Origin of the sequence: Pusillimonas noertemannii, from assembly GCF_003096595.1 — a bacterium.
Lineage (GTDB): Bacteria > Pseudomonadota > Gammaproteobacteria > Burkholderiales > Burkholderiaceae_B > Pusillimonas > Pusillimonas noertemannii.
The window spans coordinates 1-13,435 of the sequence record NZ_QEKO01000002.1 but is presented as its reverse complement, the minus strand read 5'-3'; the positions used below and the strand labels follow the sequence as shown (position 1 = coordinate 13,435).

At 61.7% G+C, this 13,435-nt stretch carries 14 protein-coding genes and 1 other RNA gene; 8 read left to right on the top strand and 7 right to left on the bottom strand.

Translation table 11 applies throughout. The features are described 5' to 3' along the window. Position 1 precedes the first annotated feature (1 nt). Together ybgC and C7440_RS07155 are read right to left on the bottom strand one after the other, a co-directional pair. Complete coding sequence (gene ybgC / locus C7440_RS07160) at positions 2-427, bottom strand: tol-pal system-associated acyl-CoA thioesterase (protein ID WP_026068109.1); 426 nt, start codon at positions 425-427, stop codon at positions 2-4. 83 nt (positions 428-510) lie between these two features. Continuing rightward, the gene (locus C7440_RS07155; RefSeq protein WP_017525296.1) at positions 511-2,247 is read right to left on the bottom strand and encodes a proline--tRNA ligase; all 1,737 of its coding nucleotides are present in this window, start codon (positions 2,245-2,247) and stop codon (positions 511-513) included. Positions 2,248-2,310: 63 nt separating this feature from the next. Here C7440_RS07155 and C7440_RS07150 point away from each other — a divergent pair, with 63 nt between their 5' ends. Continuing rightward, a complete protein-coding gene (locus tag C7440_RS07150) occupies positions 2,311-2,955 on the top strand; it encodes an RNA pyrophosphohydrolase (protein WP_017525297.1) in 645 nt (214 codons plus the stop codon). A gap of 11 nt (positions 2,956-2,966) precedes the next feature. Here the strand turns inward: C7440_RS07150 and C7440_RS07145 are convergent, their stop codons facing one another. Genes C7440_RS07145 through C7440_RS07135 form a run of 3 tightly spaced genes read right to left on the bottom strand, consistent with a single transcriptional unit; the run spans position 2,967 to position 5,910 of the window. Further along, positions 2,967-3,881, bottom strand: coding sequence for an NAD(P)-dependent oxidoreductase (locus C7440_RS07145; RefSeq protein WP_116517995.1), 915 nt, complete (start codon positions 3,879-3,881; stop codon positions 2,967-2,969). Positions 3,882-3,906: 25 nt separating this feature from the next. Next, positions 3,907-5,412, bottom strand: coding sequence for a tripartite tricarboxylate transporter permease (locus C7440_RS07140; protein ID WP_026068110.1), 1,506 nt, complete (start codon positions 5,410-5,412; stop codon positions 3,907-3,909). A 36-nt stretch (positions 5,413-5,448) separates the two neighbouring features. Beyond that, complete coding sequence (locus tag C7440_RS07135) at positions 5,449-5,910, bottom strand: tripartite tricarboxylate transporter TctB family protein (RefSeq protein ID WP_026068111.1); 462 nt, start codon at positions 5,908-5,910, stop codon at positions 5,449-5,451. A 141-nt stretch (positions 5,911-6,051) separates the two neighbouring features. Here C7440_RS07135 and C7440_RS07130 point away from each other — a divergent pair, with 141 nt between their 5' ends. From C7440_RS07130 to C7440_RS07110, 5 genes are all read left to right on the top strand, one after another. Continuing rightward, positions 6,052-6,456: a hypothetical protein gene (locus tag C7440_RS07130; RefSeq protein WP_017525301.1), complete on the top strand. Its 405-nt coding sequence runs from the start codon at positions 6,052-6,054 to the stop codon at positions 6,454-6,456. A gap of 6 nt (positions 6,457-6,462) precedes the next feature. Beyond that, positions 6,463-6,780, top strand: a complete 318-nt coding sequence (locus C7440_RS07125; protein WP_017525302.1) for a cell division protein ZapA — start codon at positions 6,463-6,465, stop codon at positions 6,778-6,780. Positions 6,781-6,821: 41 nt separating this feature from the next. Then, positions 6,822-7,003, top strand: a non-coding RNA gene (gene ssrS / locus C7440_RS07120) — 6S RNA. Between the two features lie 81 nt (positions 7,004-7,084). Next, positions 7,085-8,572, top strand: coding sequence for a sensor domain-containing diguanylate cyclase (locus tag C7440_RS07115; RefSeq protein WP_051019304.1), 1,488 nt, complete (start codon positions 7,085-7,087; stop codon positions 8,570-8,572). Positions 8,573-8,661: 89 nt separating this feature from the next. Continuing rightward, positions 8,662-9,405, top strand: coding sequence for an SIMPL domain-containing protein (locus C7440_RS07110; protein ID WP_017525304.1), 744 nt, complete (start codon positions 8,662-8,664; stop codon positions 9,403-9,405). Here C7440_RS07110 and lgt read toward each other — a convergent pair. Beyond that, positions 9,365-10,153, bottom strand: a complete 789-nt coding sequence (gene lgt, locus C7440_RS07105) for a prolipoprotein diacylglyceryl transferase (RefSeq protein ID WP_017525305.1) — start codon at positions 10,151-10,153, stop codon at positions 9,365-9,367. The two genes, C7440_RS07110 and lgt, sit on opposite strands and share 41 nt — an antisense overlap. Before the next feature lie 141 nt (positions 10,154-10,294). On the opposite strand from lgt, the gene C7440_RS07100 reads away from it, so the two are divergent. Beyond that, positions 10,295-10,618 (top strand): c-type cytochrome, encoded by a 324-nt coding sequence (locus C7440_RS07100; protein WP_026068113.1) that lies wholly within the window; start codon positions 10,295-10,297, stop codon positions 10,616-10,618. Positions 10,619-10,758: 140 nt separating this feature from the next. Then, positions 10,759-11,304 (top strand): peptide-methionine (S)-S-oxide reductase MsrA, encoded by a 546-nt coding sequence (gene msrA / locus C7440_RS07095; RefSeq protein ID WP_026068114.1) that lies wholly within the window; start codon positions 10,759-10,761, stop codon positions 11,302-11,304. A 167-nt stretch (positions 11,305-11,471) separates the two neighbouring features. Here msrA and hppD read toward each other — a convergent pair whose 3' ends face one another. Next, positions 11,472-12,590: a 4-hydroxyphenylpyruvate dioxygenase gene (gene hppD / locus C7440_RS07090; RefSeq protein ID WP_116517994.1), complete on the bottom strand. Its 1,119-nt coding sequence runs from the start codon at positions 12,588-12,590 to the stop codon at positions 11,472-11,474. Positions 12,591-13,435 lie beyond the last annotated feature (845 nt).

The window sequence follows — 13,435 nt, the reverse complement described above, 5'->3', positions numbered from 1 at the left end:
GTTAGTCCTGGACCTTTTGCAGTAGGGTTCTGAGGGATGCGGGAAGACCCGCCGGCCGGAAAGTGAGCGTGTCCACGCAGCAGACTTCCACTGTGCTTTCGCACAGGGTCGTTCCACGTGTCGTTGCAACCTGGGCGAAATCGATCGAGGCCCGGCCAAGCCGGGTAATGCGGCTTTGGATGGTGACCAGGTCGTCGAAGCGGGCGGGCCTGATGTATTGCAGTTGCGCGCTTTTAACCACGAACATGCGCTGGTCGCGCGCGGCAAGTTCGCTTTGATTCACACCCAGGCGACGCAGCCACTCGGTTCGGCCCCTTTCGAAAAACTTGAGATAGTTGGCATAGAACACGACGCCGGCGGCGTCGGTGTCTTCGTAATATACGCGAATATCCAGCGTGGACAAGGAACCTGGTGTTTCTGTTGACATGGGTTCGTTAGGCAGTGTGACAGGGCCGGCTTTATGGCCGGCCGGCTGCGGTATGTCGAATCATGGAGCCGGAGCGAGTTGAATCATGCCAGCGATTTTAATCGCTCCAGCACCTGGGAAAGGGCGCTGTCGGCAGGTATTTTTTCTGTCTGACCCGTGCTGCGTTGCTGGAGTTCCACAATTCCCTCGTTCAGGCCCCGTTCTCCGACCGTGACGCGCAGGGGCACGCCGATGAGCTCCCAGTCGGCAAACATGACGCCGGGCCTGGCGTCGCGGTCATCCAGAATTACGTCCACGCCTTCTTGCCGCAGCTGTTCATAGAGCGTTTCGGCCGCGTTGCGCACTGTTTCACTTTTGCTCCAGCCCATGGGGCAGACCACAACCTCGAAAGGAGCAATGGCGCGCGGCCACACAATGCCCTTGTCGTCGTGATTCTGTTCAATGGCCGCGGCCGATATGCGGCTGATGCCGATGCCGTAGCAGCCCATTTGCAGCACGGCGGGCTTGCCATCGGTGTCGAGATAGGTGGCGTTCAGCGCCTTGGAGTATTTGTCGCCCAGGAAGAAGATGTGGCCCACCTCGATGCCTCGTTGTATGGCAAGGCGCCCGCCCTGCGGGTCCGGGTCGCCGGCGACCACGTTGCGCAGATCGGCCACGGCGGGCTCGGGCAGGTCGCGGCCCCAGTTGACGCCGGTAAGGTGGAAGCCTTCGTCATTGGCGCCGCAGATGAAGTCGCTCATGTTGGCCACGGTGCGATCGGCGACGATCTGTACCGGCCGTGCCGTCTGTACGGGCCCCAGGTAGCCCGGCGGGCAGCCGAAGGCCGACTTGATTTCGTCTTCGGTGGCAAGGCGATAGCCCTGTTCCAGTCCGGGAAGCTTGCCGACCTTGACCTCGTTGAGTTCGTGGTCGCCACGTACCAGCAGCAGCCAGATGCGGCTTTGGCCGGGCGCGTCCGGGTCGTCGGCGGCCAGCACGATGGACTTGACCGTGCGGTCGAGCGGCACGCCGAGCAGTTCGGCCACGAGCTCGCATTTGGACGCATTGGGCGTGGCTGTTTTTTGCAGTGGCTGGGTGGCCTCGGCGCGGTGCTGGATGAGGCCGGGTGCATCGGCCAGCTCGATATTGGCTGCGTATTGCGTGTCGGGGTTATAGACGATGAGGTCTTCGCCGGTGTCGGCGATAACCTGGAACTCATGGCTGCGAGATCCGCCGATCGAGCCCGTATCGGCCGCCACGGCGCGAAACTCGAGGCCCAGGCGCTGGAAGATGCGCGTGTAGGCGTCATACATGGCGTCGTAGCTGCTCTGGGCGCTGGCTTCGTCGCGGTCGAAGGAATAGGCGTCCTTCATGGTGAACTCGCGCCCGCGCATCAGGCCGAAGCGCGGCCGGCGCTCGTCGCGGAACTTTGTCTGGATGTGATAGAAATTGCGCGGCAGCTGGCGCCAGCTGTGTATTTCATTGCGCACGATGTCGGTAATGACTTCTTCGGAGGTGGGCTGCAGCACGAAGTCGCGGCCATGCCTGTCTTTGATGCGCAGCAACTCGGGGCCGTATTGCTCCCAGCGGCCGGATTCCATCCAGAGTTCAGCCGGCTGCACGACGGGCATCAGCAGCTCGATGGCGCCTGCTGCATCCATCTCCTGGCGCACGATGTTTTCGATCTTGCGCAGCACCTTCAACCCCATCGGCATATAGGTATAAATGCCTCCGGCCACCTTGCGGATCATGCCGGCCCGCGTCATCAGCTGATGACTGGCGACCTCGGCCTCGGAAGGGGCTTCCTTGAGGGTGTTGATGTGATAATTGGATGCGCGCATGGTGTGGATCTCTGCAGATACGTATAATCGGGAGTAATTGTATTAAATCTATTGGGGTGGCCTATGCTAGACCGTGAAGGCTACCGTCCCAATGTCGGCATTATCCTCGTAAACAACAAAAACGAGGTGTTCTGGGGCAAGCGCATCCGCGAGCACGCGTGGCAGTTTCCCCAAGGTGGCATCAAGTACGGCGAAAGCCCGGTGCAGGCCATGTACCGCGAGCTCCACGAAGAAGTGGGCCTGTTGCCCGAGCATGTGCGCATACTGGGACGTACACGGGATTGGCTGCGTTACAACGTGCCGAGCGGTTTCATCCGGCGCGATTCTCGCGGCATATACAAAGGACAGAAGCAGATCTGGTTCCTGCTTCGCATGATAGGGCGCGATTCCGACGTCAGCTTGCGCGCGACCCGCCATCCCGAATTCGATGCCTGGCGCTGGAGCCACTACTGGGTTCCGCTCGACGCCGTCATCGAGTTCAAGCGCGACGTCTACACCCAGGCGCTCAACGAACTGGCCGGCATTCTTTTCCGGCGCAGCCACGAAACCCGCTATCTGCGCCAACGCGGACACACGCAGCGCAACGGGCCCGAAAAAGCGCAGGCTGAAGCCAAGCAGCTTGCGCGGCCCCAGGCCGAGCGCTTCGCCGTGGGCGGCGATACCCGCGAAGCCATGCCGGTGCAGCGAAGGGCCCGCCCGGCAAGCTGAACGCCGCAGGCCTATTTGCCTTTCTGCTGCAAGCGGGCGATCAGGCTCGAGGTATCCCAGCGGTTGCCGCCCATTTGCTGCACGTCGCCATAAAATTGGTCGATCAGTGCAGTAACGGGCAGCCGCGCGCCGTTGCGGCCGGCTTCGTCAAGCACCAGCCCAAGGTCCTTGCGCATCCAGTCCACCGCAAAGCCGAAGTCGAACCTGCCCTCGATCATCGTCGCCCCGCGGTTGTCGAGCTGCCAGCTTTGCGCGGCCCCCTTGCCGATCACCTTGACGACCTCGTTCATGTCAAGGCCGGCGGCCTGGCCAAATGCAATGGCTTCGGCCAGGCCCTGCACCACGCCCGCGACGCAGATCTGGTTGACCATCTTGCACAATTGCCCCGAACCCGTCCCGCCCAGCAGGGTGACGGCCTGCGCGAAACAGTGCAGCACGGGCCGGGCCTGCTCGAAGGCATCGGCGTCGCCGCCGCACATGATGGTAAGAACACCATTTTGCGCGCCGGCCTGGCCGCCCGACACGGGGGCGTCGATGAAGCCGACGCCGCGTTCGCCCGCCAATTGATTGAGTTCGCGCGCCACCTGTGCCGAGGCCGTGGTGTGATCGATGAACAGGCTGCCCCGCGCCATGCCCGCCAGGGCGCCGTCCGGTCCCAGGACGACGCTGCGCAGATCATCGTCGTTGCCCACGCAGCACAGCACCATGCCCGCGCCGCGCGCGGCCTCGGCGGGCGTGGCGGCCCGGCGGCCGCCGAATTCATCCACCCACTGCTTCGCCTTGGATTCGCTGCGGTTGTAGACCGTTACGCGATGCCCGGCGCGGGCCAGGTGGCCGGCCATCGGATAGCCCATCACCCCCAGGCCCAGAAAGGCGACGTCTTGAGGTTCGGCGTGCATGTACTGCTTTACGGCTATCGACGTCATGGCTTGCTCCTGTTTCAATGCGGCATCAGTCGTTTTCGGCGAAGGTTTCCTCGCGTTTCTTACGGATGACCGGCAAAGCCACGATAATAACCAATGCCAAAGCCAGCAGCAGCAGCGTGAGCGACAACGGACGGGTGATAAAGGTGGTGTATTCGCCGCGCGAAAGCAATAGCGCGCGCCGGAAATTCTCTTCCATCATGGGGCCCAGCACCAGGCCCAGAAGCAGCGGGGCGCCCTCGCAGCGCAGCTTCATCCAGACATAGCCCACCAGGCCGAAGACGGCCAGCATCCAGATGTCGAAGGTGTTGTAATTGAGCGAGTAGACGCCGATGGTGCAAAACACCAGTATTGCGGGGAACAGGATGCGGTAGGGCACTTTCAGCAGCTTGATCCATATTCCCACCAGCGGCAGGTTGAGCACGACCAGCATCAGGTTGCCTATCCACATCGATACGATCAGCCCCCAGAACAGATCAGGATGAGAGGTCATTACGCGCGGCCCCGGCTGGATGTTGTGAATGGTCATGGCGCCCAGCATCAAGGCGGTCACGGCGTTGCCGGGTATGCCCAGGGTCAGCAAGGGTATGAACGAGGTCTGGGCTGCCGCGTTGTTGGCTGATTCGGGGCCCGCCAGGCCGGCCGGGTGGCCTTGTCCGAAGCGTTCGGGCGAGCTGGAAAGCTTTTTTTCGAGCGTGTACGAGGCGAACGAAGACAGTATGGCACCGCCGCCCGGCAGCACGCCCAGAGCCGCGCCCATGGCCGTGCCGCGCACAGAGGCGGGCCAGGCCTCTTTGAATTCTTGCTTATTGGGATACAGCGTGCCCACCTTGCTGGTGATCTCGGTGCGCTTGTCCTTGAGTTCGAGATTGGCGAGGATTTCGGCCAGCCCGAACACGCCCATGGCCACTACGGCGAAATCAATGCCGTCCTGCAGTTCGGGTATGCCCAGGTCGAAACGGGCCACGCCGGAGTTCACGTCGGTGCCTATCATGCCCAGCAGCAGGCCGAGCAGAATCATGCAAATGGCCTTGGGCAGGGAGCCCGAGGCAAGCACCACGGCGCCGATCAGCCCCAGCACCATCAGCGAGAAATACTCGGCCGCCCCGAACTTGAAGGCAATCTCGGCAAGCGGGGGCGCAAAGCCCGCCAGTACAATCGTGGCCACGCAGCCGGCGAAGAACGACCCCAGTGCGGCAATGGACAGGGCGGCGCCGGCGCGGCCCTTGCGGGCCATCTGGTGCCCGTCCAGCACAGTGACCACAGAAGAGGTTTCGCCCGGCAGGGCGACCAGGATGGCGGTGGTAGAGCCGCCATATTGGGCGCCGTAGTAGATGCCGGCCAGCATGATTAGCCCCGCCACCGGGGGCAGCACATAGGTAATGGGCAAGAGCATGGCGATGGTGGGCAGGGGCCCGATGCCGGGCAGCACGCCGATGAGGGTGCCCAGCAGGCAGCCCAGCAGGCAGTAAACCAGGTTTTCCAGGGTCAGGGCCACCGAAAATCCCAACATCAAGTGTTCAAAGAGTTCCATGAGGACTATTGCGCAAGAGAAGGAAAGGGGAGGCGCCTATTGGCTGAGCACCGAGGGCCAGAGCGGAAAGACCAGGCCCAGCGCCTTGATGAAGGCGAGCCATACGAAGACGGCCAGGCCGGCACCCGTAATGGCCGCCACCTTCCAGTTGAAGAGATGGCTGGCCATGCTGCTGAGCAGCACCAGGATGAAGACCGTAAGGAAAATGCCCAGGATATTGAGCAGCGCGGCCGACAAGGCAACCGAGCCGAGAAGTATGGCCACGGTCTTCCAGTCGGTGGGGTCGAGCTTGCTGATGGGGGCCCGGACGGATAACGCCCGCAGCGCGATCGAGGCCCCAAGTACGGCCAGGCATATACCCAGCCAGAAGGGGAAGTAGCCGGGGCCCATGTCGCGCGCCGTACCCATGTCATACTTGAGGGCACCCAGCGATGCCAGGGCACCGATGACGGCGAACATGACGCCCGCGCCGAAATCCTGCTTGTTTCTGACCTGCATGTCTGCCTTGTCTCCCGCCAAGCGAAGGTGCTGCATGGTAATCGACCCGATGCCTGCTGAAAACCCTGATTTCCCCTTGTTCGAGGGTTTTCCCTCTTTTCCCCTTTCCAGCTTGATGCGGGATGGTTTACGATAACGCCCATGTTGCAAGATCTCGATTCCCTCTCTGCCCGTATCGGGCAACTGGTGCAGCTCGTCCAGCGGATGCAGTCCGACCGTGTCTCGCTGCAAGCCCGCATCACCAGCCTCGAACAAGAGCGCAATGCCTTGCGCGACCAGATCTCGCGCGAACAATCCGCGCAGCAAGAGGCGATCGAACAGGCGCGCGGGCATGCCAGCCAGCTCGAGGCCCTGCGCAGCCAGGCTGAAGCCGCCGAGGCGCAGCTGCGCGCTGAAGCGGCGCGGCATCTCGCCGACTGCGAAACGGTCCGGCAAAGCCTGCAGGTCAGCCAAGAAGAGTCCGGCCGCCTGCGTACCGCCGCCCTTGCTGCCCAGCAGCGCATCGACGCTGTATTGATGCGCCTGCCCGGCGCGCCCCAGGAGTAAACCCGCATGGAACGTATCGATGTCTCCATCCTCGGCCGCGATTATTCGCTGGCTTGTGCCGCGCCCGAAAAACAGGCGCTGCTCGAGGCCGTGCACCTTGTCGACCAGCGCATGCTGCGCGTCAAAGGGTCTGGTAAAATTTCTAGCAACGAGCGAATCGCAGTCATGGCTGCCATTCAGATCGCGGCCGAAATGCTGGCCATGCGCGCGCCCGATGGTCCGCTTGGCGACGTGGCTGTCGGTGACTTCAAGCGTAGAATAGACGACATGAACCACATGATCGATCAGGCTCTGGGCCAAGGTGGCGCCAGGGCCGCAAGCTAAATCATTCGGGGCGTCGGCCTTGCGGCGCGGCGCTCCACAGTTTGTCCCTGCAGTGTTCGAGATTTGACCATACATTCCTTGAACCAATGCTTAGGCATACAGGTTGCCGGATTGACAAGCGGGTGTGAACACCTTAACTGGTGATCCCAAAACTTGGCTGATGGCGACCACCGTGAACCCTCGGTTCCGGGATGCCGGTCTATACGGCACAGGCGGGGCATTTTTTGAAAAAGCTCGTCCATCGCGACGGGCTTTTTTTTGCAGAAGTGTTATCGTTGCGCTGATCCACCACAAGGTAGACATCATGAAAGAACCGTTGCATGCGCAGGACATACCGCAACTCCGGGGATTTCGTCTCGATGATTTCTTCGAAGTCGTGCCAATGTCGCTATGGCTCGAAGACTACAGTGCCTTGTATGAGCTCTTCGAACAATGGCGGTCCGAAGGGGTACACGATTTCCAGGTCTGGCTGGGGCAAGACCCCGATCGCCTGCGGCAGTGCGCCGGCGCAATACGCATCCAGCGCGTCAATCGCCAGACGCTGAATCTGTATGGGGCCGACACGGCCGCAACATTGATGTCCCGGCTTCCCGAGGTCATGCGCGACGACACGCTCGACGGCCTGGCTTCCGAAATGCTGCAACTATGGAGCACCGGCGACAGTTTTCGCAGCACCACGGTCAACTACACGCTTGACGGCCGGCGCCTCGACATCGCCCTCAGGGGTGTCGTGCTTCCCGATCGCGAGCGCCGGTGGGACCAGGTGCTGGTGGCGGTAGAAGACATCACCGAGCTGCAGCAGTCCCGCCGCAACGCACTCATGAACGAGAGCATGGCGCGCGAATTCTTCCAGCAGGCGCCGGTCTCTTTGTGGGTCGAAGACTTCAGCCGCATCAAGACCCTGCTCAACGAAATCCGAGAGCAGGGCATCGTTGATTTCCGTACCTTCCTCGATGTCCACCCCGAGTTCGTCGAACGTTGCATGTCCGAGATCCGCGTGCTGGACGTCAACGGCTATACCTTGCAAATGTACAAGGCCAAAGACCGCAACGACCTGCTCACACGCCTGAACGAAGTCTTCGAGGACGAGATGGTGGCTTCGTTCGCCGAGCAGCTGATCGACCTATGGGAAGGAAAGCTGTTCCAGCATCGCGAGGTGCGCAACCGCTCGCTCGCAGGCGACGTCCTGCACATCCATATGCAGTTCTCGGTGTTTGCCGGCCATGAAGCCGACTGGGACCTGATACTGCTGGCGCTTACAGACATCACGGCGCGCAAGAAGGCCGAAGCCTATCTTGAATATCTGGGCCAGCACGATGTCCTCACGCAATTGAAGAACCGTTCTTTCTTCGTCGACGAGCTTGACCGCCTGGGGCGCAAGCGCATTGCCCCGGTTTCCTTCATTGCCCTCGACCTCAACAACCTCAAGGCGGCCAACGACACGCAGGGACACGCCGCCGGCGATGCCTTGCTGCGCCGCATGGGCGAGGTGCTGAACAAGGCCATAGACCGCCCCGCCTCGGCTGCGCGTATCGGCGGCGATGAATTCATGGTGCTGCTGCCCGGCATGTCGGCGATCGAGGCCGAGGTGATCCTGAGCGACGTTCGCCGCCTGATAGACTTGAACAACCAGTTCTATGGCGGCACACCGCTAAGCGTTTCGGTGGGCATAGCCACCGCGGCCGGACGCGAGGATTTCGATCGCGCGCTGCGCGCCGCCGACCTTGCCATGTACCGCGACAAGCGCGAACATCACTCTTATCGCCGAGCCGGCGACATCAGGCCCGAATAAAGCGCTGGCCGGGCAAGGTGGCGCGGTTCACCTCGATCCGCCGCGTTTGGGCGCACGATACCTACTCTTTCAACTCCCCAGGAGGCCGTATGTATTTATTCCAGCAGAAACACAGTTGGCTAGCGGGCGTGGTGGCAGGCCTGGCCATGGCCCTGGCACTTCCGGCCCATGCCCACGAGCCGGGCGACCACGACGCCCACCGCAAACCGATGCCCGAGGCCACGCTCGACGCGCAGGCCTTCGCTGAAGTGGCTCAGGACACGGTCACCATCACGCTGGCCACCGAGGTCAGCGATCCGTCTCAAGAGGCCGTGGTCAAGGCCTTGTCCAATACGCTTGACTCCGTCATGAAGGACGCCAGGGCCGAAGGCAAGGTGCAGTCGCGCAGCGGCAACTACCGTGTTTGGCCGCATAACGACGACAAGGGCGCGATCACCAACTGGAGGGGGCGTGCCGAAATCGTGCTCAAGTCCACTGATTTCGCCGCGGCTTCGGCGTTGGCCGCCAAGCTGAGCGACCGGATGCCGATCGCGGGAATGGGCTTTTCGGTTGCGCCCGAAACCCGCGCCAAGCAAGAGCAGGCGCTGCTCGCCGACGCCGCCAAGGCTTTCCAGAGCCGCGCCCAGGCCCTCGCCGAGGCGTTCGGGTTTGAGTCTTATTCGATCAAAAGCGTCAACCTGGGCGGCATGGGCATGCCGTTCCAGCCCGCACCGCGCATGATGGCCATGGTCGCATCGGCCGATGAGTCGGCCCGCGTGCCCCTGGAGCCGGGCACCGAAACAGTGACGGTTACTATGAACGGGTCGATTTTCTTGCACTCCAAAGAAAAATGACCGCGCCGGCGGCGATCATGGGCAGCGAAAGAAGCTGCCCCATCGACAGGCCGCCGGCCAGCAAGCCCAGGAAGGCATCGGGCTCGCGAGTGTATTCCACCAAAAACCTCAGCGCGCCGTAACCCATCAGGAACACGGCGCTGACCTGGCCCAGGGGCCGAGGCTTGTTCGAGAACCACCACAGCACGACGAACAGCAGCAGGCCTTCGAGGCCCAGTTCATAAAGCTGCGAGGGATGGCGCGGCAGGTTGTCGCCGCTTTGCGGAAACACCATGCCCCAGGGCATTGTGGTGGCGCGGCCCCAGAGCTCGCCATTGATGAAATTGCCCAGCCGGCCCGCGGCCAGCCCCAGGGGGATAAGGGGTGTAAGAAAATCGCCGATGGCCAGCAGGGGCTTGCCTTTCTTGTACGCGAACAGGCACAGCACGGTAATGACGCCCAGCAGCCCGCCATGGAACGACATGCCGCCTTGCCAGACGTACAGCAGCTCGATCGGATTGGCCAGGTATTCGGACGGCTTGTAGAACAGCGCATAGCCCAGCCGCCCGCCCACCACCACGCCCAGCACGCAGTAGAAGATCAGGTCTTCAAGGTCGCGAAGGGTCAGGTCGGCCTTGCCCGCATTGATGCGCCATCGGCCCAGCAGCCAGACCAGGGCGAAGCCCACCAGATACATCAGGCCGTACCAGTGCACGGCCACAGGGCCAAGCTGAAGGGCGACGGGATCGAATTGAGGATGGACAAGCATGGCTTCGGGTGGGTCGGGTCAAATATCGTCGATAATACAGGAAGAGTGTGATCGGCAGCTGCACTGTCCGATAAGCCGGCTGCCGGATAAAAGGGTTGCTTATTTATTATGTTGGTGCGTTCTGTTTTTTTACCGTGCGCGGTGCTTTTTTTCGCCGCTTCCATCTACGCGGGCCCCGTTTCGGGCCAGACCGTCGGCCTTGGGCTGGCCCAGGCCAATAACTGCATGTCCTGTCACCGGGTCGATCGCAAGGTGGTGGGGCCCGCTTTTTCGACGATTGCCCAGCGCTTCGCCGGCAATCCCGAGGCAGCCGACTATCTTGCCCAAAGCATCGTTAACGGCAGCCGGGGACGGTGGGGGCCTGTGCCCATGCCGCGGCAGGCTCATGTCAGCCCCAACGATGCGCGCGCGCTGGCACAATGGATACTGTCTTTGAACGACTCGCCGGCCGACAAGGTCGAATAGCCAGGAGCAAGCGGCAGCAGGGCCGCACTTGACTGAAGCAGCACGCGTGCCTCGATGTCTTGCCGCAGGGCGGCCAGCTCCTCGTCACCAGTGGCCCCAGGCAAGCCGGCGGACGCCATTACATACATAGGATGAAAGCCATGAGTTCACAGCAAGACTCCAGCATCGAAACCGCTGTCTTGGGTGGGGGATGCTTCTGGTGCACCGAAAGCGTGCTGCAATCGCTGCGCGGCGTGCTCGAGGTGACCCCGGGCTATAGCGGGGGGCACGTCGACAACCCCAGCTACGAACAAGTGTGCGGCAAGGACACAGGCCATGTCGAAGTGGTGCGTGTGCGCTTCGATCCGTCCGTCATCGATTTTGCCACCCTGCTAAGGGTGTTTTTCGCCACGCACGACCCCACCACGCCCGATCGCCAGGGCGCAGATGTCGGGCCGCAATATGCTTCGGTTATTTTTTGCCAGACAGAGGCCCAGAAGATCGTGGCGCGCGAAGTCATCGCCCAGGTCGAGGCCGTGCTGGACACCGCTGTCGTGACCAAAGTGCTGGATGCGGCGCCGTTCTGGCCCGCTGAAGCCGTTCATCACAATTACTACGAACGCAACCCGCAGCAGGGCTATTGCCAGTTCGTGATTGCACCCAAGATGGCCAAGTTGCGCAAGGAATTTGCCGATATGCTGGGGTGACCCGCGGCCGGCGGCCCATGCCCGGCGCCGCCCTGAACCCGGTGTTCGGCGCGTAGCGCCATGAATCGAGGGCCGCTGGCCCCGTCTGGAACTTGTGCCGATGGCTTGGCGGCCGGCCCCCGTGGTCGTGGAAGGCTTCCGCGATTGGCGCTTGCGGGCTGTGCCGGCTAGCCGGCCTTGGGTGTCTTCAAGACACCGCGGCGCATCTGGTCGAGCTCGATGGACTCGAACAGCGCCTTGAAGTTGCCTTCGCCAAAGCCGTCGTTGCCCTTGCGCTGGATGATCTCGAAAAATATCGGCCCGATCTGGTTTTCGGTGAATATCTGCAGCAGCAGGCCGCCATCGGGGGCGCCGTCAAGCAAGATGCGATTCTCGCGCAGGTGTGCCACATCTTCGCCGTGGCCGGGCAGGCGGCCGTCAAGCAGTTCGTAATAGGTGTCGGGCGTGTCGAGAAACTTGACGCCGTTGGCGCGCAGTTGTTCGACGGTGGCGTGGATGTTTTCGGTTGACAGGGCGATGTGCTGGATGCCTTCGCCCTTGTAGGTGTCGAGGTATTCCTGGATCTGGCCTTTTTCTTCGGTGCCTTCTTCGTTGATGGGAATACGGATGCCGCCGCAGGGGGATGTCATGGCGCGGGATTTGACGCCCGTGACCTTGCCCTCGATGTCGAAGTAGCGTATTTCGCGGAAGTTGAACAGGCGCTCGTAGAATTCGGCCCATTCGTTCATGCGGCCCTTGTGCACGTTGTGCGTAAGATGGTCGATGGCGCGCAGGCCCGCGCCCTGGTGATGAATGTCGGCGTCGGCGGTTGAGGGGTCGATGGCCTCGAAGTCGACATCGTAGATGCTGATGTCGCCGATGCCGCCGTGGCCGTTCTTGCCGGCCCAGCGGTCGACCAGGTAGATAAGGGAATCGCCCACGCCCTTGATGGCGGGAATGTTGAGTTCCATGGGGCCGCTGCCCGAATCGATGCCCCAGGCGCCCAGTTCGAGCGCCCGGTGGTAGGCCTGGGCGGCGTTCTCGACCCGAAAGGCAATCGCGCACACCGAGGGGCCGTGCAGGCGGGCAAAGCGTTGGGCGAAAGAATGCGGCTCGGCGTTGACGATGAAATTGATGCCGCCCTGCCGATAAAGCGTGACATCTTTATGGCGGTGGCGTGCGACGGCCTTGAAACCCAGGGTCTCGAAGACCTCGCCCAGCGCCTGCGGGTCGGGCGCGGCGTATTCGACGAATTCGAATCCTGCGGTGCCCATGGGATTCTCCCAGGGCGTGAATGCGGTGTTCATGCGGGCTCTCCGGTGAGAGGGTGGGAAGACTTGGCCAGGGGCCGACGGGCCTGGCCCGCGCGAATGGCGCCCTTGCCGTTGTGCGTTCGTGCCGGCCTATCATCGCCCATGAGGCGCATGGCGTCTATGGTGTCATGTACTTATAGAAGAGGGCAATTGCCCTGCTATCGTGGGTGCGCAAAGCTTCAGCTCGATGAAATATGCCCTTGTATCTATAGGAGAGAACTTCTTCCATGCGAAGGCGACAGCTCGGTGAGAGCAGACTGTTTTCCACCCCATTTTAAAAATATTTCTCTCGGCTAAAAAAATATTTCAGTCCGGTTAAAAACAGATTCCCATGGCCGATCAAGGGCTTAGGATGGGAAGGGGGAAATAGGGCGGGTCGGCGGAAGGATTTTGAGGTGTTTTCCAGTTGCACGGGCTAAAAATGCTGTGCTATAGTTACGTTCTTTCGCAGCCCGCCCCTCAGGGTTAACCCCAAGGGAAACAGGCTTGCAGCAAGCCTTGGGTTTGCTGCCAGACGGGACGGCGAGAAGCGCTGTAAAGCGGGTCAGGAACGCGGTTTTATTAGGCGGTGTTCCGGTCCCCGACGAGAGCGTAGAGCAGGGCGGTACAAGAAGCGGTTGCGGTGCTAGGCCAGAAGGCTCCACACAAAACCCTTAACTTGACAAGCCAAAAAAACTGCTTCATAATCTCGTTTCTTTGCAGTAACGCAGTAACCGCCTTGCAGCGACATGTTAAGCGCAGCGAAGGTTGGGGCAGGACCCTTGTTCTTTAACAACGAAACAACCGATAAGTGTGGGCGCTTGGAATGAGTGCGCCGCGGGGCCTTTCACGAGGCCTTG